The organism is Sporomusa aerivorans (assembly GCF_041428895.1).
GTDB lineage: Bacteria > Bacillota > Negativicutes > Sporomusales > Sporomusaceae > Sporomusa > Sporomusa aerivorans.
Genome location: NZ_CP156926.1, coordinates 2,544,309 through 2,565,778, shown reverse-complemented (window position 1 = coordinate 2,565,778; position 21,470 = coordinate 2,544,309). Strand labels below are relative to the sequence as shown.

Here is a 21,470-nt window from a genome sequence, read left to right as displayed (position 1 = left end):
TAAAGGAGAAAAATCCAATGTTTAAACATACCCAGTTATTGGCCGTAAGCGCTGCCGTCTTTTTGCTGATGTTTGGAGATGGAATGGTACTTGCCCTATTGCCAAATACCGTTATTTCCCTTACTAATTCCAGTCAATCTGTCTGGTACCTGGCATCCACCTATGCTTTAGCCCAGGTACTGTCGCAACTGCCGGTCGGGATGCTTGCCGACCGCTGGTCTGCTAAGCCGTTTTTACTGCTGGGGTATCTGTTAAGCTTCGTCGCCGGTTTATTATTCTACTATATAAATAATGATGTCAGCCTGGTATTCTGGGGCAGGGTATTACAGGGAATTGGCGAGGCGCCACTACTAAGTCTGGCGCCGGCGCTGTTATCAGTCCGCTATCCTGCCAATAAAGGGCAGGCAATTGGTATATATAATGCTGCCATCTATCTTGGGCTTACTATTGGACCTTTTTTCCAGGTTATGCTGCTAAAAGGCTGGTCGGATCAGCAGATTTTCCTGCTTTATGCTGTATTGTGCCTTATTGGTGCCATCATCATCGGTTTTAGCATAAAAATCCAGCCTGGTATTCATCGCCCCAATGTAGAGACGATGAATGTAAGCGCTGGCTTAGCTTTAATAAAATGCCCCCAGGTTTTAGCTGTCCTCTGGGGTATCACGTTATATGGCGCCGGCTTTGGTCTGTTTATGACGATTATTCCAGTTTATTTGCTGACTGCAAAAGGGTATAATCAGACCGGTATTAATATATTTTTTTCACTGTTCTATGTTGCTATCAGCCTGGCCCAGATTATCACCGGCTGGCTGTCAGACAGGATAGGACGTCAAATGTTTATGTTGACCGGAATGTTAACTGCCGCTGCCGGAACTTCTGTAACCGTCTATGTTAATCAGCCTGCGCTCACCCTGATTTTGTGTTTGGCCAGTTTTGGCTTGGGAGCATACTACCTTGCCTCCATGGCTTTTTTAAACGAGAAAGTTCCGGCAGGTTTTAAAGGGGCTATTTCCGGGGTTTATTATCTGTTCTGGGGAGTAGGTATGTTTTGGGGACCGATGCTTTTAAGCCGGTACAGCCAGTACAACGGCTACCATTCCGCCTTCCAGCTGTTTGCCCTGCTGCTGATGGTACAGATCATGTTATTGCTGGCTGCCAGTCATTGCCGGCGTGTTTATAATACTTCAAACTGAGGCTTGCCACATGGTTTCTTAAATCAAAAGGACCATGTCCAAATCTCACGATTCAAACACGGTCCTTTATGCACTAAACAAACACTTCTTTATTGACCGGCCTTGGTTTGCTCTGTTTCGCCGGTTACTTCTTCCTCGGGAACGTATTTTTCCACATTAACATTAAGCGGTAAAATAATTGAGCAGGCTACAGCCTGGTTATCACCGGTATAAGCCGGTGTGAACACCGATTTCTGCAGTGCTTCGACTACAGCCTGATCAAAAGCCGCGTCCCCGGAACTTAAAACTACTTTTACATCACCCTCGATGATCCCGTCTGCCGCTACCGTTGCCTTGACCTTCACCAGTTTTGTCTGTTCCGAGTATTTTTCCCTCAGTTCCGGCGAAAGGGAAATCGGCGCCAAAGTACTAATTCCGGGAGGAGTTACAGGAACATTACTACTGGCCATAACCGGAATAGTTAGACCGATAAGTAACAGCAGTAATACGGCGGCAATTGCCTGCTTTCTTAAGCAATACTTCATGTCAACACCCTTTCTTTTCTCAACGCACCGGCATGCTCATTGGACTAGTAGCCTGAACGCCGGTTACCCGTTCAGGCGAAATGATACCGGAATTGTTGTGATACATACCACCGACCGGCCGGTATCGCGGTTGCGGGCCGGTACAAACCGCCATTGCTGAACAGCCGCTATGGCGGCCTCATCCAAAGAATCATTGCCTGATGTCTTAGACAGCGTTACTCTTCCCGGGTTTCCATCCTCCAGAACCTGCACCTTTAACATTACAGTTCCGTTTATCCCGGCCTGCCGGGCCGATTGGGGATACACAGGCTCCACCCTGCTTAATACTCCGGGCGGAGCAATGCCGCCGCTGGCGCTGCCTGAAGAAACGCTGCCGCTACTGGGGGCCGCCGGCGCCGCTGTTACTGGCTGGGCATCGCCACCGCCAATTGCGGCTTCAGGCGGCAGCGAAGCTACCGGCGCAGGCGTAACTGCAGCCGGACGCTGGGCAGCCTGCGGTTGCGGCAACGCCTGAGAAGTAACTGCCTGCTGCGGTATATTTTGCTGCATATCAGGCAACGGTGTCGGTGTATTCTGCGCCGCCGCGACCTGGGGCACGTTCTGGAAATCCAGTTCGATATATTGTTCCTCGCTGACTTTCTCGGGAAATAAACCGGCAAAGAGATGCCCGGAGCCGGCAAGCAACAAGCAATGAACAAGAGCAGATACCGTTGCTGCCCGCCGCCAGCTCATTTTAGCCGCCATACCAACTACCTCGCTTTCACATCGGCCGCGACCGCTACCCGGCGGGCACCGGCCATTTTCATTTCATCCAGTACACTAATAACATGGCCATACTCAACTTGTTTGTCGGCCCTTAAGACAAATACTTTATCAGGTTGAGCGGCAATCTCCATGCCTACCCGCTTTTGTAAGAGGGCCAGGGGAATTTCCTCCTGGTCAAACATGATCCGTCCCTCCTGCGTGACGGTAACATTGATATTGCGCTGGGTATCCTGCTGTACGGCAGCCGCCTGCGGCAGATTTACCGGCATGGTATGCTGCTCCACCATGTACAAGGTGCTCATCATGAAGAAAACCAGTAAGAAAAACATAATATCGATCAAGGGAATAACCATAAGCTGGGGCTGTTCCTCCACCCGCAAGCTACGCAATCTCATGATTTTTCCTCCGCTCCGGCCATTTCCGCAAAGAAGCAATAACAATGGCGCCGGCTTGCTCCATATCGGTGACTATATGATCCAGGCGATGAGTAAAGATAATATTGGCGACGAACGCCAGCACGGCAACACTCAGGCCGGCAGCCGTCGCTACCAGGGCCTCGCCGACGCCGCCGGTGATGGCCATTGGCTGGCCGGACTGGATATTAAGCACACTGAAAGACTGGATCATGCCGATGACAGTACCCAGCAAACCAAGCAATGGGGCCAGTGTCACAATGCCGCTCAGGTAGTTAAGATAGGACCGTAACCGTGCTGCCGTAAGAACAGCTGCACTCTCCATGGCGCTATGTACGTCATCCCCTTGCTGGTAAGCCTGCAGCCCCTGCAAGGATACCTGAGAAACAGCCGCCGGCGTTTGCTCGCAGAATTGTATTGCCTCACCCAGCTTACGCTCAGCCAGTAGCTGCTTAAGCTTCTCCATAAATTTCAGTCCATCGGTGGACAATCCCCGGTAATACCAGTAACGCTCTACGCTAATGGTCACGACCGCCAGTGAACAAATAGCCAGAAAATACATTACCGGGCCGCCCTTGTGAAACAGTGCAAAGCTTTGACTCAAAAATTCCATTGTGACATCTTCTCCCCTTATTTTTGCCGGACGCGATTTTTCCCGTTGCCGGCATTAAAGTATAATTTACACGCAAGTAAATTGTGCAAACAAACATAATGATAATCATTATAAGTATATAGATTATCATTCTCATTTAAGATTATAGCTTATACTGCTAAATAATGCAAATAGTGCTAAGAAAAATTTATTCTTCATTTTTTTAATTTACCCGCATCTAAGTAGTATGCTGCCTAAACATCTAAAAAGGATATCGCAATAAAAAACCATCACCACGCCAGTAAGGCTGCAGTGATGGTTTTTATTGCCGGTACGACATACCGGTAGTTATATTTTGAAAAGGACTGACGTGCTAGCACGTCAGTCCTTTTCAAAATATAACTACCCGGAAGCTGTTAACCCCTCCGGGTTAGTATTTACGCAGTTTTTTAACAAAAGTATTAGACTGTTTGGGTAGCGAGGAACTGTTTCAGATCGCTGATAGGCGGCAACCCATACATACGGGCGTATTCCCGGCTAAACTGCGACGGGCTCTCATATCCTACCTGGAACCCGGCATTTGCGGCGTTTGTTGCGCCGGAAAGCAACAGGCGGCGGGCTTCCTGCAGCCGCAGTTGTTTTTGATATTGCAAAGGACTCATTGCCGTAACCTTTTTAAAGTGGTGATGCAGCGACGAAGTGCTCATGTTGACTGCTGACGCTAAATGGTCAATATGCAGGGGCTTGGCGAAGTCCTGCTTGATCAGCCGGATGACTTCGGCGATTTGGTAGCCTTGACTGCTGACAATGGCAATTTGTTTTACCGTATCACCATGTTCGTCCTGGAGAATTTTATAGAGAATTTCCCGGATAATTAACGGAGCAAGTACCGGAATATCCTGCGGCGTTTCCAACAGCCGCACAAGCCTTATGGCAGCATCCAGCAGACCGGCATTCGAATTGCTTACAACCAAACCGCGCCGTGAATCCACCCTTTTCCGCCATGCCGGGTCTGACTCTTTAAGAATGTCAAAAATCTGCTCAGGTTGTAAATCCAACAGCAGGCATAAATGCGGACACTCCGGCGATGCTTGCACTACTTGGCCCGAAATTGGCAGATCTACCGAAATGGCAAGATATTGAGAAGGGCCATAATGATAACGCTCCCCGCACAAAAGAACGAGTTTTCTCCCCTGAGCGACAATACACAACCGCGGTGTATGGATAGAATGAATGGGTCGCGACGCCTGGGAAGCGCGGCTTAAACGCAGTGCGGGAATAGCGGTGGTGTGCAGGCCATCATGAACCGTAAAACGCTCGATAAGCTGCGCCAATTCCTGCTGTTGCCGCATCACTAAAGAATTATTCTCTGCTTTTTTAATCATAATAGTACTTCCTGCATCAAAAAGTGTAATACATACATTTTAGTACTACTTGGAGGATTAGGCAATGATTTTCCAGAAATGGATTACCCCTAATGATTGCATTTGATGCATAATAATTTTGTAAATACACAGTAATGTTATTGGCAGTAAACTACGCGAACAGGAGAGTGTTTATATTGCTGTACAGAAACTACGGTAAAACAAATGAACAGGTTTCGGTTTTGGGCTTTGGCTGTATGCGGCTTCCCATTATCGGAGGAGAACCAACCAACATTGATGAAAACGAAGCTATCAAAATGATCCGTCATGCGATTGACGCCGGCGTCAACTACGTGGATACTGCCTATCCTTATCACGGTACCGGCATGGATAAAGGCGGCGCAAGCGAGCCTCTGGTTGCCAAGGCGCTTAAAGACGGCTACCGTGAGCGGGTAAAAATAGCGACCAAACTGCCCAGCTGGCTGATAAAAACACGCGCAGACATGGATAAGTATTTGAATGAACAATTAGCGCGGCTTGAGACAGATACCATTGATTTTTACTTGGTGCATACCATTGGTTCCCATACCTGGCCGGTGCTCAAGGAGGCTGGTATCACCGAGTTTTTGGATCAGGCAATTAAGGATGGCAGAATTAAGCATGCCGGCTTCTCTTTCCACGAAAGAGTCGGGTTATTTAAGGAAATCGTTGATTACTATGATTGGTCATTCTGCCAGATCCAGTATAATTATCTGGACGAAAATTATCAGGCCGGCCGGGAAGGTTTGGAATATGCGGCCGGAAAAGGCTTGGGCATTGCCATTATGGAACCGCTGCGCGGGGGCAAACTGGCGCAGAACCTGCCGGCGGAAGCTTTGAACTTTTTTAATCAGGCCGAAATTAAAAGAACACCGGCAGAATGGTCCCTACGCTGGGTCTGGGATCATCCTGAAGTAGCGGTCGTTTTAAGCGGTATGACAACAATGGAGCAGGTTGTAGAAAATATTAAGGTGGCTGAGGAAGCTGAGGCACGGTCGCTGACAGCCAAAGAATTGCGGATTATCGAACAAGTTAAAACCATCTTCAAGGAGAAGATCAAAGTAAACTGTACTGCCTGCGGGTATTGCATGCCTTGTCCTGCGGGAGTAAATATTCCGGGATGCTTTAGTATTTTCAACGACTATTCTCTGCTGGGCGGCGATGCCGAAGCAAAAAAACGCTGTGGTTTTTTGTATGGTTTCCGCCTGGGAACGGCAGCCCAAGCCGCCAACTGCGTGGACTGCGGCGCATGCGAAAGCCATTGCCCGCAGGGGATCGAAATCCGCACTGCATTAAAAAGCGTAGATGCTTTGTTGGGGCAAAACCCATAAATTTTAAAAGCCAGTTCACTCAATACAAAAGGGTTATAGTTAAAAACTATAACCCTTTCTCTACTTGACTTAAATGAAATAATGGAAGCAGTCTTAGTTTACTTTGCTTAATGCCCATTGCGCCATTTGCTTTACGTGCTCATGCGGATCTGCGAGGGCCTGCGCAAAGTATTTCGCATATTTTTCCGGATTCTCATTAACCATGGCCCGGATTACATTACAGCGCCACTGCCAGAAGTTCTCCTTAGCAATATACCAGAACCTTGGCTGCAATTGAGTGCGGTAGGTTTCCTCACCCATGGAAAATAGCGTATCGAGAGTAAGCATATCTTCCAGGGGAACAGGTTCGGGAAATGCCGCTTTACCCTGCCAGGTATTAACCGGACAGGCATTCTGGCACTCATCACAGCCATATATATAGGTACCCATACTTTCCCTTACGTCTTCAGCCGGCAGTGATTCTGCCGCATTAAAAGTCAGGTAGGCAATACACCGGGTTGCATCCATGGTCAAAGGAGCGGATAAAGCCCCGGTCGGACATGCCTTTACACATTTATTACAGTCGGCCGGACAAGTATAGCGGGCATTTTCGACAGGCTTTTCATACTCCAATTGTTTGTCAATCAGCCAGGTGTCAATCCAGTTCCAGGATCCCTGCCGGGTATATAAAAAATTATTATTGCGAAACTTTCCCAAACCGGCTTTCGCTGCGGCCCAGCGGGCGGGCAGCATCACTTGTGCGGTCTGGAACCCGCTCGCCTGCAAGAATTCTCCAAATTGGGCATGACCGGCATATTCGCTGGAGTGACTGACTCTGCCGTCAAACAGGAAAACTTTGGCCACAAGCTGTTCTAAGTTAGCGGGAACCTCATATTTGTCATAGCGCCTGAGACAAACAACAATCGACTGCGCCCAGGAAAAATTGTCCTGCGGATTAGCCAATACCCTCCCTTTAAGATTTTCGTAAAACGAAGCCGCATGGGGAAAAAGCGCGCTGCGCTCCTCCACTCCTGCCAGAAATTCTGTGAAGGAAGCAGCCTCAATAATCCCACAGGCTTCATAGCCCATGTCAATCGCCTTCGCTTTAATAGCATCTTCCAGTTTCCCCAATCTCCTCACCTCATATACCGGCCTTATCCCGCCGGCAAAATAAGTACTAGCCACTGCACTTTCACAAGGGAACTTTATTTTTTTACATCATACCACATCAAACCCAATTGCCAAAACGGATAATATCGATGATATAATTCGATAAAACCGATAATGAAGCTAGCGGCCTGTCAGCTTCTCATGCTGATATACGCCCCATTCCTAATCATTGTGAAAGCTAAAGCTTAGCCCTTTCCTGCCAAAATTTAGCTTTCACAATGCAAAGGATTTCGCGGTCGGTTGACGAAAATATACAAAAGCTGCTTAATAAAGTTAAAAGCCACCGCTGACACAGCAGGTGAAACCAGCCTGCTCAGAGAAGTATTTATGTTACAGCCAAACTGCTGACTGGTCAGGGTATGCCTGTTGCTGACTACACAGTCAGCGGTCTGACTCCTCCGTTGGCAGTCAAAGCAAAAAACAAACACAACGCTGGCAGAACCAGTAAATACGGGGGTGATATTTTGTGAAACGCTTGTTGCTGCTAATACTGATCACAGGCCAACTGCTATCCATTCCGGTCACGGGTTACACCGGGCCGAAAGAGGATTATGAAGAAGCCTATAAAATATACCTTGCCGCCGGCGCCAGCGCAGCGGCCTATAACGGCCGGATTGGCGAGCTAGCCAACCGTTACCTGGCACAGGAAGGCTGGCAAATTGATCATTATGTGCAAGACCAGGGACAAACCGGCGCCCGTTACCTGATTGCCCAAAAGCCAGGGGTATCTTATTACCTGGTAGCCATTGTCGGCACGGAAAATAGGCGTGACGTCAAAATCGACCTCAAAGTCGATAAAGTATATTTTTCCGGCGAAAATCCCAGTGAGTTTATCGCTAATGCCAACAAAAAAAACATACCGGATACCGAGCCGAAAGTTCATAAAGGGTTTAATGAATTTGTCCAGGCCGGTCCCTCCGCCCGCCTGCGCAATCCCCGGTACGACAGTCTTGCTCTGCCTGTTTTGCTCCAAACTGACCAAACCTGCAAACTATACCTGACCGGCCATAGTCTCGGGGGCGCAGCAGCCACACTGGCCGGCGCAAGACTTCTGAGCGCAGGCGTCAGCCCGGAACAGCTGGAAGTCATCACCTTCGGCGCTCCTGCTGTTGGCAATGCCGCTTTTGCCGCTAAGTTCAATTCGGTCCTCCCACTGACGCGGATTGTCAATTCCGGCGATGCGGTAACCGGCGTCCTGCAAACTCTGGTCGGCGGCTACCAGCAGTTCGGTAAATCAATCAAATGGGATACTCCTGATACCCTGGGTGATCCTCATCAATTGACCAGCTATCTGGACGCTGCGCTAAAAAATTACTACGAGAAACGCCACCTGGCAGTTGCGGCCGGGATGCAATTGCCGCCCCCGCCGGCTACGATAACAGCACATCGTACGCCCATCTTGCTGCTCCCGCTGCAAAATAACCTCCCGTCGGCTTTGCAGGCAGACTTCTGGTACATGAATGAAGCGTTGCTTGATGAATACAGACACACGTTCCCAAACTATGTCCTGGCTGAAAATCAGACAGTTTCGGATGACTGGCGGCAAACAGCGGCTGCCTCCGGCTGCCGCTGGGCTATTGTCTCGGAAGTCAGTGCCTCCCGCGTAAAAGAGAAAAGGGATATTTACTATATAACCATCACCCAGACAGTATATGACACAAAAACCGGCGCAGTCGCCGACATTGCCTCCTTTTCCAGTTCAAACGACACCCTCACTCCGTTGGAAGCGTTCATTCACGCTTTTAAAGACATGAACGGGCACACAAGCAACCGCTTTACCGATCTTGCTGCCAGTACAAAACTTAATAAATAAAACTCTCTTAATCTTGACAAAAAACGGGCAGAGAAAGCTATTTCTCTACCCGTTTTTACTTTATCCTGATAGCAAGTCTAACTTTCGCCGGGCTAAGGCAGCAGCGGCTTTTGCTTTCGCCACAGGCCCGGCGCAAGCCGTGTTTTCTTTATGTCAATTGACCTTCCCGATGGTGCAGATAGTCTAAGAATCGTTTGACAGCCGGCGAGGCATAACGAGTATCTTTCAGGACGATGCCTAGTTTTCGGAACGCAGGTGTAGCTAACTCCCGCTTGACAACTTTATACGGCGTCCGGTGCAGTACCAGTTCCGGTAATATACTAATTCCCAAACCACATTCAACCATGGAGATGATAGCATAATCATCCCTGGCCGTAAACCGTACATTGGGCCGGATGCCATTTTCCGCAAAAATTTTTGTTATCTCATTTTCCGGGCCTTCTTCCAGCAATATAAAGGGTTCGTCGGCTAACTTGGTAATGGGGAAATAGTCGCAGTCCGCTAACGGGTGCTGCTCCGGCAGTATTACCAGCAGGCGGTCCTGCTCCAGGAAGATGCTTTCCAGGTCTGCCTTGGCGGGCAGACGAAGAAAACCACAGTCGGCCCGCCCTTCCAGAATCCAATTTTCAATTTCGGTATAATCGCCGTGTAACAGTTCAAAATCAATGTTCGGATACTCACTATGGAAAGTTTTTATCATTTTGGGCAGCCAGTGCACAGATACACTGGTAAAGGTGCCTATGCGAATGACACCGGCTTCCAGGCCGTGCAGTTCTCCTACCTGATTCAACAGCTCCCGGTTGGCATTGCAGACCTTTCGTATAAGCGGCAAGAGCTGCAACCCGTCAGAAGTAACAGATACTCCTGACCGGTCACGTGTCAAGAGAGTAACACTCCACTCGGTTTCCAGTGCATTCAGCATATGGCTTACTGCCGATTGCGTATAGCCAAGTTCCTGCGCCGCTTTCGTAAGACTCCTACACTCCACGGTTTTCAAAAAGGCTTCGTATTTTTGAATGTTCATCAGACTTAGTCTCCATTACAAAATATCATGTTTTTCATTAAAAAGATGCGTTTTTATAATCTTTGCCTTTATAGTATACTAAATTCCAACAAAGCACAAGCATAGCAAGTGTCGTGCACAAATTCGGGACAAGGGTTGCGGAATACGAGGAGACTACACTATGACACAGAAAAAAGCCGATTTACTCATCGCTACCATCTCTATGGCCTGGGGAACCTCCTATCTTTTGATGAAACTTGGCCTAAACGGAATCGAACCTTTTACTTTAATCGCTCTCAGGTTCGGCATTGCTTTTGTTATAACATTCCTCATATTTCCTAAGCGCATAATTAAAGCCGACTCCAAAACAATCGGCTGTAGCGCACTGGTTGGCCTGATTCTATTTGGTGTTTTTACGGCTCTAATGTATGGATTAACAACAACAACAGCTTCAGCCGCCGGTTTTCTAACAAGCACCACCGTCGTGTTTGTCCCGCTTCTGCAGTCCTTAATTACGCGCCGGCTGCCCACCCTCCCAATCCTTACGGGAATTTTGACAATCATTACCGGAATAGGATTGTTGACAATCCAGGCTACGTTTATAATCGAAAGCGGTTCAATTCTATGTTTGCTTGGCGCATTTCTCTATGCGGTACATATTCTTGTCACCAACTCTTTTGCGCATAAAACAGATACTTTGCAGCTTGGAATCCTCCAGTTAGGCTTTGCTGCTTTATATGGCTTACTTTTTTCATTTGTATTTGAAACGCCGGTTTTGCCAGCTACTACTACCGAATGGGTTGCCGTACTGGGGCTGGCGATTGTGTGCAGCGCGTTTGGCTTCGTTGTGCAACCGGTCGCCCAGCAATTCACGACACCGGAACGAACAGGTATCCTTTTTTCTTTGGAACCGGTTTTTGCGGCATTGTTCGGTTTTATCTTCCTGCAGGAGATTTTAGAGCCGCAAGGTTATATCGGCGCTGCTCTTGTTTTGTGCGGGGTGCTTATAGCCGGCATGAAGAAACAAGAAGACTTTAACCGTTACAGCAGCGATGAATGCGGTTAACGGCTCGGGCTATACACACTAATGGCATTGCTGGCTCTGCTTCGATTATGCCGTCCTGATAATGAGGGCGGCATTTTTTATATTCAGCGCCTTGCAAAGCCAGCATCCGAAATGTCGGATAGATCAACTTTCGCGGAGAGCGGCATTGCTAATAACCGTAGCTTCCCTCAATAAGGATTACTTTGATCCGCTTCGGATCAAACTGCCGCTTAATCACCACAAAATCATTACAGATCCGCTCTTCACTCCGGCAGTCTACACAGTAACCAAGCGAAGTACAGGGTGTCTTCTTGTTTAATCTTTTGGCGTCCAGCGGAGCCGCATAATTTCTTACCCTGACCTCGGCCTCCTGCAGGCCTTTCACAATTTTATTGACCCCGGCGACGATTATCACCTGTTTGGGTCCATAGAGCATTGCGGCAACCCTGCTGCCGTTTCCGTCGATGTTGTACAGTTCACCCGACTCAGTTAAGGCATTGGTACTGCACAAAAATGTATCCGCGCTAAATGTCTGCCTATAGATCCGATCCTTTTCCAAGCGGGTAATTCCGGGTTTGTACTTATCGAGAAACTGATATTTCCCGCTGCGCAATTCTTCGATAACCCCTGTTTCAACAAGCGTCATCGAATCCCCCACCGCCACAATAGAATTTTCAGGTATCAGTTCATTGATTTTATTTATAAGCTGTATCGTATTCTCCACATAAAGCCCCTGCATATTATGCTTTTCTAAGCTCGCAATCACCCGTTCCACTCTTTTCTCAGTATACCATTTTGTATTAGCGTCCATTTACTTGAGTCTCCTTTGCACCAGTTGTCAGGAGGGAAACAAATTTCCTGGCAGCTGTAGATAATGGAACATCCCGCAATACTACCAAACCAATTGACCGTTTCGGTATTGGCTCTTTGACTTTGATCTCATACAGCTCCCCGTTTTGCAGCTCCTCGCTGATAAAATCCTTTATTACACAGGAAACCCCTAAGCCGGTTTTGGCAAAATGAATCAATAAATCAATGGTTCCTAATTCAAATTCAGGTTGCAATACCAGACCGTTGGCGCTCCAATACTTTTCCAAAAAAGTCCGTGAATTGCCCCCCTTTTCCAATACCATAATTGGATATTTCGTTAAGTCTGTTAAGCTGATCTCAGCCTCGCTCAAATGCCTGAATTTGCGGCCGGCGACAAAGCAATCCTGGATCTTTTGGGTTTCCGTGATCTCGACAGCAGCGTCCCGCTCAATCGGTAAATTTATGATGCCCAGATCAATCTTGCCGGATTTGAGAAAGTCAAGGATCTCAAAGGTAGTCTGATTGGTTACATGTATTTGTATTTGCGGATGGCATTCATTAAATTGGCCAAGGTATGGCAGCAGATAATATTTACTCAGGGTATCGCCGGCGCCAATGCGGATTTGTCCGGTCAGTAAATGCAGCATCTCTTGAAATTTATGTTCAGCTGTCTGTATCAGCTGGTACCCCTGCTCGATATAGCGGAAAAATATCTCCCCCTCGGCAGTTAGCGAAACGCCCTTGGAAGTCCGGAAAAATAATTGCCCGCCAAGCTTTTGCTCTAATAGTTTAATTGACTGGCTAACGGCTGGCTGAGAGGTAAATAACTCTTTTGCCGCTTTGGAAATACTGCCGGTTTTAGCTGTCACGTAAAAAATACGATACAGTTCCAGATTAATATGCATATAACCTCACCTTATACCTACCTATATTAAATATCAATTTTGATTATATGGGTAAAATCATTATAATAAAAGTGCAGTTTATTCGCAAGTACGCTTAACTATCAAGAAAATGAGGTGTGGCCATGAACTTTACTTATTATCTGCTGTCATTCCTCTCAGGAGCAGCGATCAGCACACAGGCAGCTATTAATGGGAAGCTATCCTTAAGTCTTGCCAGTCCGCTTTTGACATCCATTGTCAGCTTCGCCGTCGGTACACTCGGCTTATTTGCCGCCTACCTGCTCGCTGTAAAATCAGGACTGCAAAATTCACCTTCCCTTCAGCAGGTCTTAGCAACAACCTGGTGGATGTGGACCGGAGGCTTGCTGGGTGCTTTCTATATCTTTACAACCATTGTCGCCTCACCTAAGATCGGTTTTGCCAATTTATTCAGCCTGTTAGTTGCGGGACAAATACTTTTTGCCGTGATCGTTGACCATTTTGGTATTCTGGGAGCGGTGCATACCGTAAATGGAGCAAGAATACTAGGTGTAATTTTATTAACCTTGGGAGTATACGCCATTCAAACAAATTAATCCCCGTTATAGCCTCCGTTTTCCCAGAAAGGATGCCGTTTGTTTACGGCCTCCCAATACACGGCTAAAGGGAACATTCAGCTTGGGTAGTCGACAAGCGGAATGTGACAACAAAAGACGGACTATCGGCGTAAAGCTGATAGTCCGTCTTTTGCATTTTGAGGGGTAGGGTGAAACCGTGACGCGCAAAGTGTAGTGTGTTATACGCTCTGTCCGCTATTCCACATTCCATTGACAGCGCCTTTCGCCGTTCGGGTTTCTCGAGCCACCGCATAAAGCTACCAATTGCCGCCAGTCCAGCGAAGCCAATTTTGCCGTAAAATGGAGCAGCCGGCGGCGCAATGGTACGGCAAAAATCCAGCCAGTCAAAGGGGTTAAGAGTGGAGATTCTGCGCTAGCAAAATACTACTCGGCCCTTGACTGGCTGGATAGGCGTAGCGGCCTTATTCACGGACAAGGCTTCACTTTATCCTGTAACTAACCCGCACTAAGACTCCTGCTTCTATAAGCGGGAGATAAGTGCGGCTAAGTTCCTGGATAAGGGCGACTAAACTTCAGGTGGGGCTAAAACCCCATCTGAAGCTAAGTCTACTTTATTGGAACAAAGGTATTCAGAGTACTTTAGCAATCAACTGAATAAGATTAAAATACTTTCCGCCTTCAGCCTCCATCATTTTGATGTCCTCAGCGACAATGGGATGATAACCGGTCAGCCACTCTTTCCACGCCTGTCTGCAACAGGCCATTTCGCGACTGTCCACCATTTCAATGCCCTCTGCGTTCTTCCACAAATCTTTCCACCAATCAAGAGAGCGCAAGGTTCTTTCCATCTCGCTATTCCAAAACGGCTGCATTTCATCGGGAACATTACCCTCAAATTCGTAATTTAATCCAGGAATAGCCACGGCGATATAGCCGCCCTTTTTCACAAAAGGAATAAGCGACGGGAGCATTTCCGCCGTATCGCCGAAATAATGGTAAGCATCCACGGTGAACAACAAGTCAAAATATCCGTTTGCGAAAGGCAACCCTTTGGTCGCGTCTACGGAAATCGGCACGGCCTTATCAGCAATCCCGATAGATTGAAAACGCTCATAGTTTTCAGTTGGCGAAATCCAAAGGTCGGCGGCGAAAACGGACGCGCCATATTTTTTCGCCAACAAAAGCGTGGAAAGACCACACCCGCAGCCGAGGTCAAGTATTCGCATATTCTCATCAATGTTTAGATACGATGACAATTCCTCTGATAATCGCATGGCATTTGGCCCCATCATAGCGGCTTTCAAGAACTTAACATTTTCCTCATTGGACATAAACTGGTCTGTAAATGGATACATGGTATTCTTCCTTTCTAATTTTCGCCTTATAGAAAGAAAACAAAAAAGCGCAGTATGATACTGCGCTACAAATTACACCATTATAAATAATGGATGCCATTCAATCTGTAAGGCAGTTTTTTACAACACAAATAAAAGCAGAACAACTGCTCGTTTCATGCCCTTAACCTAAGCCCTTACAGAATTACCGACATCAAGACACTCCCTCTTTCTTCAACTTACTTATAGCATACACTATCAGTATGTCAATGTAAATACTTCTTTATTGGAGGCGTGCCTTAGCCGGACGCCTTTTTTTTGTTGTTTTAGGTGCTATCTTAGCGCGACAGCCCCTTTATTATTCTTCCCTTTCGTCCAGCAATCAGCCAGCTATGTATAACTGACAAGTTCAAAATTAATGATACTCTGTCCTTAGAAATACAGTTTGCGGCTACAGCCGGAAGACGTGTCAAAGGCTGCAGCGCCGCCCGCTTGTCAGGCAAAGGTTTTTCCGCGCACCTGGAGAATATCATAAGAGCATCATAAAAGGGGGCCTTGCCATGCCCGCATTACCGTCAAAAATCTTTCATTCCTCGTTTTTTGCCACTTGTTTGAGCGCCATACTATTCTATTTCTCCACAGGCTTTTACGATTACTGGCTGTTGACCTGGCTGGCGCCGCTGCCGGTATGCCTTTACTCTCTGCGTTCCCGGACCGTAGAGACAGTTCCGGCCGCATTTACAGCTTTCGTCCTCGGCGCCACAAACCAGTTCGGCTATCTGCCGCCGCTGCTATTTGCCGGCACAACTGCGCTGAATGCGGCTTCCTTTGCTTTGTCCATCTTACTCTTTCGCACAACAGCCCATTCCTCGGGTTGGTCTTTCGCGCCACTCGCCTTTGCCGCCTCCTGGACAGCGTACGAGTTTGTCCGTTCCTTACTTTCCTCGTTCGGCACTTTTGAAAGCCTGGCTTATACGCAGGCTTTTAATCTTCCGGTCATACAGTTGGCTTCCCTGACCGGCATCTGGGGCATCACATTTCTTTTAATGTTGATCCCCGCCAGTTTGGCCGTCGTTTGGCATAATCACCGCACCGGGAACCCTTGGCGACTGCCAGGCCTGCTCGCTGGCAGCCTCTTAGCTGCAGCGCTTCTTTTTGGATTCTGCCGCCTTTACCTGCCGGCGGACACTCCGGTTGTTACCATTGGCCTGGCCGCTGTGCCTGCCACCCGTGAAGAACTGCGCAGCCAGGACCTGGAGACCATAACCGCTTCCCTGCACCGCTACAGCCGCAGCGTGGACGCGCTGGCAGCCGCCGGAGCGCAGTTTGTGCTGCTGCCGGAAAAAATTGCGTTTTTGTCGCCAGCCGTCCGCGCAACAGGCTTATCCCTACTAAGTCAGGCAGCGAGCACAAACCAGGTTACACTGATTGCCGGCCTCAGCCTCCAGGAGGAGCAGCTCCGCAACGCCGTTCTGGTATTTGCCCCGGATGGCTCTTTGATCCAGTCTTACTTTAAGCAGCATTTGCTTTCTCCCTATGAAAGCCGCTATGCCCCAGGCAAGGACCTTGCGCTGCTGGCAACCGGCACAGCCGCCAGCACTGGAATTGCTATCTGCAAGGATATGGATTTTGTCCAGCCGGCCAGGGAATACAGCCGGCAGGGAGCCGGTCTCCTGCTGGTGCCGGCTCTGGATTTTCACACTGACGGTTGGCTGCATGCCCGCGTTGCCGTCCTGCGCGGCGTGGAAGGAAATGCCGCCGTAGTCCGCGCTGCGCAATGGGGTTTGCTCACGGTCAGCGACAGCCGCGGCCGCCTTTTGGGCACAGCAGTCGCCAATGATCATGCTGAAACCGGCCTTCTCACGAAAGTACCGCTAGGCGGCGGCTATTCTTTGTACAGCCAGTTCGGCGACTGGCTGGGCTGGCTATGCCTGCTTGGAACGGCCCTGGTTATCTTCCGGCTTGCCACTGTTGTTGTAAAACTGCTATGAAACTGACAAAAAAGGCTTTTCGATTGCAGAGAACTGTACGGCCAATGAGATTAACGGGACTATAAGCGGAAGAATACTAATAGCCTTAAATTTGCTTCTGCATAAAAGCGGTAAATTCCTGACGTATGCTTAAGCTGTCCCGAATACCTTCCCGGTAAACAATTTCAGCCGCCAGGCCGGATTCAATGGCAGTGGCGGCCTCATACTCCATAACCAGACGCAGCAATTCCGGCTGCTGCGCTTCCAGTTCGCAGGCAATTTTCATAAGCTGTGACAGTACAGAATCAGCCGCTTTCACTACTTTCCTGTATTTTGCATCAGTAACACCGGCTATAATAAGGATATTATCCACCCTGTCAAGGACGTACTGCTCAAACGCCTGGTTTAAAATACTGTTAAACACAACAATGCCCCCTATACTTAGGCTGCGGCATACCCGTTGGCGCTGCCGCCAGCTTTTTTTACAGGGGGAAATTAAAAAGCGCATGCGAGGTTTTTAACCCTACACATGCGCTTTGCTTCGTCGTTTGCTAAATCCCAAACCTAATAAACCGGTAAGAACCGGCTGTCAACAAAAAGGCAGTCCGTACACTAGGTACGCAAACAGTTGCCTTTCCGTTGATTGTATCAGGAACAGGCTAAGTCTCTTACTGCATGAAGTCGCACAGCCTGCTCTCATGCCAACATCCCACTACACCCGCGCCTTGCTTGTGTTCAAACAGGCGGCATTGTATAATAGAAATGTCGTCGTGGACAGCTTGGCTGCTACGTGTAGGTGCCTTTACACCTTGCGCGTGCCGCGGGAGTGCTCCAACACTTCCGGGTCACGGCGACTCTTTAATTTCCACCTATTTCTAATTATAGCTCTTTTCAAGTGAATTGCAAGTAAAGTGAGACAGGCAGACCGGATTTTTTCCTAGTCCGTTGCATAATTTACAATCTATGGGTATAATATAAGAAAAGGACTGACGTGCACTAACACGTCAGCCCTACAGGTTGTCTAACCGAACGGTTAGCCCGGACTAAAGTCTATAAGAAATAACCGTAATCCTTGGCAGGGGGCGGTTATTTCTTTTTTATGATTAAAACAACAAGCGTTGCAAATGCGATCATAAGATACATTGCCTCGAATGCTGTCATCATACCACCCCCTTTCTAAAAGGGTGTGGCTAACCGTTCCCTGACAACCTGTTACGATTATTATAGCATAATTTTCCAGGCAGAAAGAAAAAAAGTTACATATTCTGCTATTCCTGAGTATAGAAAAAGGACTGACGTGCGCTAACACGCCAGCCCGGCAGATTGTCTAACCTAACGGTTAGCCTCAGTAGAGCTATTAAGAACTAACCAATTCCTCTAGGATGGATTAGTTCTTAAATGTTTACCCCAACAAAACAGGGCCCAAATCCTTGAAACACAAAGATTTGGGCCCTGTTTTTAGTTGCTTTAGAATAATCCTTACTCTCTTAACATTCTCATTGCATAAGCAATAAATTTTCGTACTGCCGGTGAAGCTGCCTTTATAGACGAAACGGCGATTCCCAGCGTAATACTTTGCGGCGGGTCGAGCGGAAGCATGACGACGTTGTTTTGTCGTCCTTTGGTAATAAGCTCATTCATCACACTCATGCCTAATCCACATTCGATCATGGCGAGGGCCGCATAATTTTCCAGTGTTGAAAAACAAATCTGTGGAGTCAAGCCCGCTTTCTTCAAGAGATCAACAACATCGTCGTCTTTTCCCAACGCAGGCATGATGAATGCTTCCTCCTGGCATGCGGCAAGCGGGTATGCCGCCAGCTGCGCCAGCGGGTGTTCAGGCGGCAAAACAGCAAGCATGGGATCTGTTTTCAGAGGTATCCATTCGTAGGTCATCGGCTCCTGATAACTGAAAAAAGCAATATCTACTCGCCGTTCTGAAAGCCACCCATCTACTTCTTGGCGGATACCTTCCATCAAGTGGATTTTAATATGAGGATACTTCTCGCGAAACGCCTTGATAACCTTGGGCAGCCAATGAGTTGCAATGCTGGAATAAGCGCCGATCGTAACCGTACCGGTTTCAAGGCCGTTGATTTCTGCTGCGGTCTGTCTGAACTGTTCATTCCACCGTAACAGTTCCCGCAGAATGGGCAGCAGCTTTTGTCCATTTTCTGTTGGCGCGACCCCTCTGTGCCCGCGCACCAACAGCGGAAAGCCAATTTCGTCCTCCAGCGCATTCATCATATGCGCCACGCCGGAAGGCGTGTAGCCTGACAGCTCTGCCGCTTTTGAAAAGCTGCCGGTGTCGATCGCGCGAACAAAAACCTCGCACTTCTTCAAATCCATAGGCTCATCTCCCAGCTATGAGAATTCCTCATATCAAATGTAATAAATTATCGTTTTACTTTATACTAAGAACCATTGTATATTGAAACAGGCAGAATGACAAGGTACAGGTCTATGGAGGAATTGCATGAAAACAAAACGGATTGTTGTAAAGGCCGGCACATCGACGCTGACCAATGTGGACGGAAAAATTAATCTTCAGCGCATGGAGCAGTTGGTGCGCGTGCTGTCCGATATACAAAGCAAGGGGCATGAGGTCGTTCTTGTGACATCCGCCGCAATTACGGTCGGATATAGCAAAATGGGGCTTCCGGCGCGCCCAAAGGATTTGCCCGCCATTCAAGCGGCGGCAGCAGTCGGACAATGTGAGCTTGTCCATATGTATGACCGGCTTTTCAATGAGTATGGCAGGACCGCAGCTCAGATTTTACTTGATGCCACAGACCTTGATGATGCGGAGCGAAAGCAAAATCTCAGCAACACCTTTGAGGCATTGCTAACCCGCGGAATAATACCGATCGTCAACGAAAACGATTCTGTCAGCCACACAGAAATCCGTTCTAAAGAGAAACTGTTCGGCGACAACGATACCCTTGCCGCGCTTGTCGCTCTGCTCTGTAAGGCAAATTTGCTAATCAATTTGTCCGATGTAGACGGATTATATGCGGGTGATCCCAAAAAAGACTGCAATGCACACTTGATTAGCGAGGTCTCGGAAATCGATGAACATATCAGTGCGCTTGCAGGTGGAGCAGGCTCTGCCGGCGGCACCGGCGGCATGATTACCAAACTCCGGGCGGCGCGGCTTGTGACCGCCTATGGCATTGACATGGTGATCACACAGGGAAGCCGTCCAAAGACACTCTATGATATTCTCGAAGGTGCAGCTGTAGGAACCAGATTTATTGGAAAACAGCAGGCCATCTCAAGGTTAGAAAGGAGAGCACAATGAATTTCTTTATTTCAGATGAGTTACAACAGCTTTATCCGGACACCGCTCTCGGTATTCTGCATTATCGGGCGATTGTGCAAAAAAGCACACCGGCTCTATTGGAATTACTCGACAAGACAATAAGCGAGTTACAGGCACAGTGTACGCTGGATGCTATCGCACGCATTCCACAAATTGCAGCCACGAGAAATGCCTATAAAGCGCTCGGCAAATCACCGCACGAATACAGGAATGCGGCGGAAGCCATGCTGCGGCGCGCCGTGAAGGGCAATGGCCTGTATCACATCAACAACATAGTCGAGACCAACAATTTGGTTTCAATCTCTTCCGGCTATTCTATTGGTTCGTATGACGTGAGCTGTTTGTCCGGAAATATCACCCTGCACCGTGCACCGGACGGCACAAGTTATGAAGGCATTGGCAAAGGCGCTATTAATATCGAGCATCTACCAGCATTGTATGATGATATTGGCGCCTTCGGCAACCCGAGCAGTGACAGCCGGCGCGCCATGATACAGGCTGGTGACCGTGAAATCATCAACGTGCTTTATGCGTTTGATGGTGGAAACGGGCTGGAGGAGTGGATAACACGCTTCAAAAAGCTACTCCAAACATATTGTGATGTACAGTCCCTTGAAGGTTCTATATTCCGTGGCTTAGACCAAACAGTCTTGTTCGCAGAATGAGCAAAGCGCGAATGCATAATCAAAAAACGCAAGCCCGATGCACCTATGTTGGTGTATAGCTTGCGTTTTCTTATAAAAATAAAGCTTAAAATGGCTTGTTACTTTTGGGCAGCCGCCTAACCACCGCCCGAACAGCCTTTATCGTCAGCATAGTATATTTTTTCAACCATACTCAAGTCCTCAAGGTCGCAATCAGTCGCTTGGGCTGTAATAACAGCCGGATGGCATCCGCCGGCGACCGCACCACAATGTTGGCCGCCGCCAATACACCGGTGCTGACCCCTTCCGGGCCCAGCACGCAGATTTTCAGCCCGGCAATGAAAAACATAGGCTGGTCGTTGACGCCATTGCCGACGACTACGGTATGTTCGGCGCCCCGCTCCAGGACGAGCCGGGCTTTCTCCGTCCCGTCCTGGTCTGCCGCTAACAAAATCAGTTCCACCCCCGGCACGGCTGCCAGTTCCTGCCGCGCCAGACCAAAGGTATCCGCCGTTATCACCGCGACATGCGCCTTGGCCGCCAGTTCAGCCAGTAGTTGCCGCACCTCGCCAGTCATGCGCCCGTCCTCGGCCAGCGTCCCGTTATAGTCAAACACCACATGGCGGAATTCATATTGTCTGCCATTGGGCAACTGTACGGAAATCATTGTCTTCACGCTCCCTTATTCGATCATTAT

General features: G+C 48.4%; 22 protein-coding genes. 8 read left to right on the top strand and 14 right to left on the bottom strand.

The window, feature by feature from the left end:
* The first annotated feature begins 17 nt into the window (after positions 1 to 17).
* Positions 18 to 1,193: an MFS transporter gene (locus SATMO3_RS12000; protein ID WP_371381022.1), complete on the top strand. Its 1,176-nt coding sequence runs from the start codon at positions 18 to 20 to the stop codon at positions 1,191 to 1,193.
* Between the two features lie 89 nt (positions 1,194 to 1,282).
* On the opposite strand, the gene SATMO3_RS11995 is transcribed toward SATMO3_RS12000, so the two are convergent.
* The 5 genes from SATMO3_RS11995 to SATMO3_RS11975 form a co-directional block, all read right to left on the bottom strand.
* Entirely contained in the window at positions 1,283 to 1,717 is a 435-nt protein-coding gene (locus tag SATMO3_RS11995; protein WP_371381021.1) for a TonB family protein, read from the bottom strand.
* A gap of 63 nt (positions 1,718 to 1,780) precedes the next feature.
* Entirely contained in the window at positions 1,781 to 2,461 is a 681-nt protein-coding gene (locus SATMO3_RS11990) for a TonB family protein (protein WP_371381020.1), read from the bottom strand.
* 5 nt (positions 2,462 to 2,466) lie between these two features.
* Positions 2,467 to 2,877, bottom strand: a complete 411-nt coding sequence (locus SATMO3_RS11985) for an ExbD/TolR family protein (protein ID WP_371381019.1) — start codon at positions 2,875 to 2,877, stop codon at positions 2,467 to 2,469.
* On the bottom strand, positions 2,864 to 3,508 hold the full coding sequence (locus SATMO3_RS11980) for a MotA/TolQ/ExbB proton channel family protein (RefSeq protein ID WP_371381018.1): 645 nt from the start codon (positions 3,506 to 3,508) through the stop codon (positions 2,864 to 2,866). Before SATMO3_RS11980 ends, SATMO3_RS11985 begins: the two co-directional genes overlap by 14 nt.
* A gap of 440 nt (positions 3,509 to 3,948) precedes the next feature.
* The gene (locus SATMO3_RS11975; protein WP_371381017.1) at positions 3,949 to 4,872 is read right to left on the bottom strand and encodes an AraC family transcriptional regulator N-terminal domain-containing protein; all 924 of its coding nucleotides are present in this window, start codon (positions 4,870 to 4,872) and stop codon (positions 3,949 to 3,951) included.
* 173 nt (positions 4,873 to 5,045) lie between these two features.
* Between SATMO3_RS11975 and SATMO3_RS11970 the strand changes: the two genes are divergently transcribed.
* Positions 5,046 to 6,221 carry an aldo/keto reductase gene (locus tag SATMO3_RS11970; protein ID WP_371381707.1) on the top strand — a complete coding sequence of 392 codons (1,176 nt, stop codon included), beginning with the start codon at positions 5,046 to 5,048 and terminating at the stop codon, positions 6,219 to 6,221.
* 93 nt (positions 6,222 to 6,314) lie between these two features.
* Here SATMO3_RS11970 and SATMO3_RS11965 read toward each other — a convergent pair whose 3' ends face one another.
* Positions 6,315 to 7,331, bottom strand: coding sequence for an epoxyqueuosine reductase (locus SATMO3_RS11965; protein ID WP_371381016.1), 1,017 nt, complete (start codon positions 7,329 to 7,331; stop codon positions 6,315 to 6,317).
* Between the two features lie 505 nt (positions 7,332 to 7,836).
* Here SATMO3_RS11965 and SATMO3_RS11960 point away from each other — a divergent pair.
* The gene (locus SATMO3_RS11960) at positions 7,837 to 9,183 is read left to right on the top strand and encodes a lipase family protein (protein ID WP_371381015.1); all 1,347 of its coding nucleotides are present in this window, start codon (positions 7,837 to 7,839) and stop codon (positions 9,181 to 9,183) included.
* A gap of 148 nt (positions 9,184 to 9,331) precedes the next feature.
* Here the strand turns inward: SATMO3_RS11960 and SATMO3_RS11955 are convergent, their stop codons facing one another.
* The gene (locus SATMO3_RS11955) at positions 9,332 to 10,207 is read right to left on the bottom strand and encodes a LysR family transcriptional regulator (protein ID WP_371381014.1); all 876 of its coding nucleotides are present in this window, start codon (positions 10,205 to 10,207) and stop codon (positions 9,332 to 9,334) included.
* A gap of 160 nt (positions 10,208 to 10,367) precedes the next feature.
* Here SATMO3_RS11955 and SATMO3_RS11950 point away from each other — a divergent pair, with 160 nt between their 5' ends.
* The gene (locus SATMO3_RS11950; RefSeq protein WP_371381013.1) at positions 10,368 to 11,252 is read left to right on the top strand and encodes a DMT family transporter; all 885 of its coding nucleotides are present in this window, start codon (positions 10,368 to 10,370) and stop codon (positions 11,250 to 11,252) included.
* Positions 11,253 to 11,400: 148 nt separating this feature from the next.
* Here SATMO3_RS11950 and SATMO3_RS11945 read toward each other — a convergent pair whose 3' ends face one another.
* Together SATMO3_RS11945 and SATMO3_RS11940 are read right to left on the bottom strand one after the other, a co-directional pair.
* Positions 11,401 to 12,042 carry a lactate utilization protein gene (locus SATMO3_RS11945; RefSeq protein ID WP_371381012.1) on the bottom strand — a complete coding sequence of 214 codons (642 nt, stop codon included), beginning with the start codon at positions 12,040 to 12,042 and terminating at the stop codon, positions 11,401 to 11,403.
* Entirely contained in the window at positions 12,032 to 12,946 is a 915-nt protein-coding gene (locus SATMO3_RS11940) for a LysR family transcriptional regulator (RefSeq protein ID WP_371381011.1), read from the bottom strand. The genes SATMO3_RS11945 and SATMO3_RS11940 overlap by 11 nt, the downstream gene beginning before the upstream one ends.
* A 122-nt stretch (positions 12,947 to 13,068) precedes the next feature.
* Here SATMO3_RS11940 and SATMO3_RS11935 point away from each other — a divergent pair, with 122 nt between their 5' ends.
* Entirely contained in the window at positions 13,069 to 13,521 is a 453-nt protein-coding gene (locus SATMO3_RS11935; protein WP_371381010.1) for a DMT family transporter, read from the top strand.
* 611 nt (positions 13,522 to 14,132) lie between these two features.
* Here SATMO3_RS11935 and SATMO3_RS11930 read toward each other — a convergent pair.
* Complete coding sequence (locus SATMO3_RS11930) at positions 14,133 to 14,858, bottom strand: cyclopropane-fatty-acyl-phospholipid synthase family protein (RefSeq protein ID WP_371381009.1); 726 nt, start codon at positions 14,856 to 14,858, stop codon at positions 14,133 to 14,135.
* Positions 14,859 to 15,397: 539 nt separating this feature from the next.
* Between SATMO3_RS11930 and SATMO3_RS11925 the strand changes: the two genes are divergently transcribed.
* On the top strand, positions 15,398 to 16,828 hold the full coding sequence (locus SATMO3_RS11925) for a nitrilase-related carbon-nitrogen hydrolase (RefSeq protein ID WP_371381008.1): 1,431 nt from the start codon (positions 15,398 to 15,400) through the stop codon (positions 16,826 to 16,828).
* Positions 16,829 to 16,913: 85 nt separating this feature from the next.
* On the opposite strand, the gene SATMO3_RS11920 is transcribed toward SATMO3_RS11925, so the two are convergent.
* The 3 genes from SATMO3_RS11920 to SATMO3_RS11910 all read right to left on the bottom strand — a co-directional run bounded on the left by SATMO3_RS11920 (position 16,914) and on the right by SATMO3_RS11910 (position 19,156).
* Positions 16,914 to 17,231 (bottom strand): hypothetical protein, encoded by a 318-nt coding sequence (locus tag SATMO3_RS11920; protein ID WP_371381007.1) that lies wholly within the window; start codon positions 17,229 to 17,231, stop codon positions 16,914 to 16,916.
* 662 nt (positions 17,232 to 17,893) lie between these two features.
* The gene (locus SATMO3_RS11915) at positions 17,894 to 17,941 is read right to left on the bottom strand and encodes a hypothetical protein (RefSeq protein WP_246589005.1); all 48 of its coding nucleotides are present in this window, start codon (positions 17,939 to 17,941) and stop codon (positions 17,894 to 17,896) included.
* A 345-nt stretch (positions 17,942 to 18,286) separates the two neighbouring features.
* Positions 18,287 to 19,156, bottom strand: a complete 870-nt coding sequence (locus SATMO3_RS11910) for a LysR family transcriptional regulator (protein WP_371381006.1) — start codon at positions 19,154 to 19,156, stop codon at positions 18,287 to 18,289.
* A gap of 127 nt (positions 19,157 to 19,283) precedes the next feature.
* On the opposite strand from SATMO3_RS11910, the gene proB reads away from it, so the two are divergent.
* Positions 19,284 to 20,108: a glutamate 5-kinase gene (proB, locus tag SATMO3_RS11905; protein WP_371381005.1), complete on the top strand. Its 825-nt coding sequence runs from the start codon at positions 19,284 to 19,286 to the stop codon at positions 20,106 to 20,108.
* On the top strand, positions 20,105 to 20,794 hold the full coding sequence (locus SATMO3_RS11900; protein WP_371381004.1) for a B3/4 domain-containing protein: 690 nt from the start codon (positions 20,105 to 20,107) through the stop codon (positions 20,792 to 20,794). Before proB ends, SATMO3_RS11900 begins: the two co-directional genes overlap by 4 nt.
* Positions 20,795 to 20,966: 172 nt before the next feature.
* Here SATMO3_RS11900 and SATMO3_RS11895 read toward each other — a convergent pair whose 3' ends face one another.
* A complete protein-coding gene (locus SATMO3_RS11895) occupies positions 20,967 to 21,440 on the bottom strand; it encodes an HAD family hydrolase (RefSeq protein ID WP_371381003.1) in 474 nt (157 codons plus the stop codon).
* Between the last annotated feature and the right edge of the window lie 30 nt (positions 21,441 to 21,470).

Excerpts from the sequence above, each read along its gene's own strand:
- SATMO3_RS11990 (WP_371381020.1), bottom strand. The coding sequence starts at position 2,461 with ATGGCGGCTAAAATGAGCTGGCGGCGGGCAGCAACGGTATCTGCTCTT.
- SATMO3_RS11900 (WP_371381004.1), top strand. The coding sequence starts at position 20,105 with ATGAATTTCTTTATTTCAGATGAGTTACAACAGCTTTATCCGGACACC.
- SATMO3_RS12000 (WP_371381022.1), top strand. The coding sequence starts at position 18 with ATGTTTAAACATACCCAGTTATTGGCCGTAAGCGCTGCCGTCTTTTTG.
- SATMO3_RS11985 (WP_371381019.1), bottom strand. The coding sequence starts at position 2,877 with ATGAGATTGCGTAGCTTGCGGGTGGAGGAACAGCCCCAGCTTATGGTT.
- proB (WP_371381005.1), top strand. The coding sequence starts at position 19,284 with ATGAAAACAAAACGGATTGTTGTAAAGGCCGGCACATCGACGCTGACC.
- SATMO3_RS11980 (WP_371381018.1), bottom strand. The coding sequence starts at position 3,508 with ATGGAATTTTTGAGTCAAAGCTTTGCACTGTTTCACAAGGGCGGCCCG.
- SATMO3_RS11975 (WP_371381017.1), bottom strand. The coding sequence starts at position 4,872 with ATGATTAAAAAAGCAGAGAATAATTCTTTAGTGATGCGGCAACAGCAG.
- SATMO3_RS11895 (WP_371381003.1), bottom strand. The coding sequence starts at position 21,440 with ATGATTTCCGTACAGTTGCCCAATGGCAGACAATATGAATTCCGCCAT.
- SATMO3_RS11910 (WP_371381006.1), bottom strand. The coding sequence starts at position 19,156 with ATGGATTTGAAGAAGTGCGAGGTTTTTGTTCGCGCGATCGACACCGGC.
- SATMO3_RS11995 (WP_371381021.1), bottom strand. The coding sequence starts at position 1,717 with ATGAAGTATTGCTTAAGAAAGCAGGCAATTGCCGCCGTATTACTGCTG.
- SATMO3_RS11945 (WP_371381012.1), bottom strand. The coding sequence starts at position 12,042 with ATGGACGCTAATACAAAATGGTATACTGAGAAAAGAGTGGAACGGGTG.
- SATMO3_RS11925 (WP_371381008.1), top strand. The coding sequence starts at position 15,398 with ATGCCCGCATTACCGTCAAAAATCTTTCATTCCTCGTTTTTTGCCACT.
- SATMO3_RS11935 (WP_371381010.1), top strand. The coding sequence starts at position 13,069 with ATGAACTTTACTTATTATCTGCTGTCATTCCTCTCAGGAGCAGCGATC.
- SATMO3_RS11955 (WP_371381014.1), bottom strand. The coding sequence starts at position 10,207 with ATGAACATTCAAAAATACGAAGCCTTTTTGAAAACCGTGGAGTGTAGG.
- SATMO3_RS11950 (WP_371381013.1), top strand. The coding sequence starts at position 10,368 with ATGACACAGAAAAAAGCCGATTTACTCATCGCTACCATCTCTATGGCC.
- SATMO3_RS11930 (WP_371381009.1), bottom strand. The coding sequence starts at position 14,858 with ATGTATCCATTTACAGACCAGTTTATGTCCAATGAGGAAAATGTTAAG.
- SATMO3_RS11940 (WP_371381011.1), bottom strand. The coding sequence starts at position 12,946 with ATGCATATTAATCTGGAACTGTATCGTATTTTTTACGTGACAGCTAAA.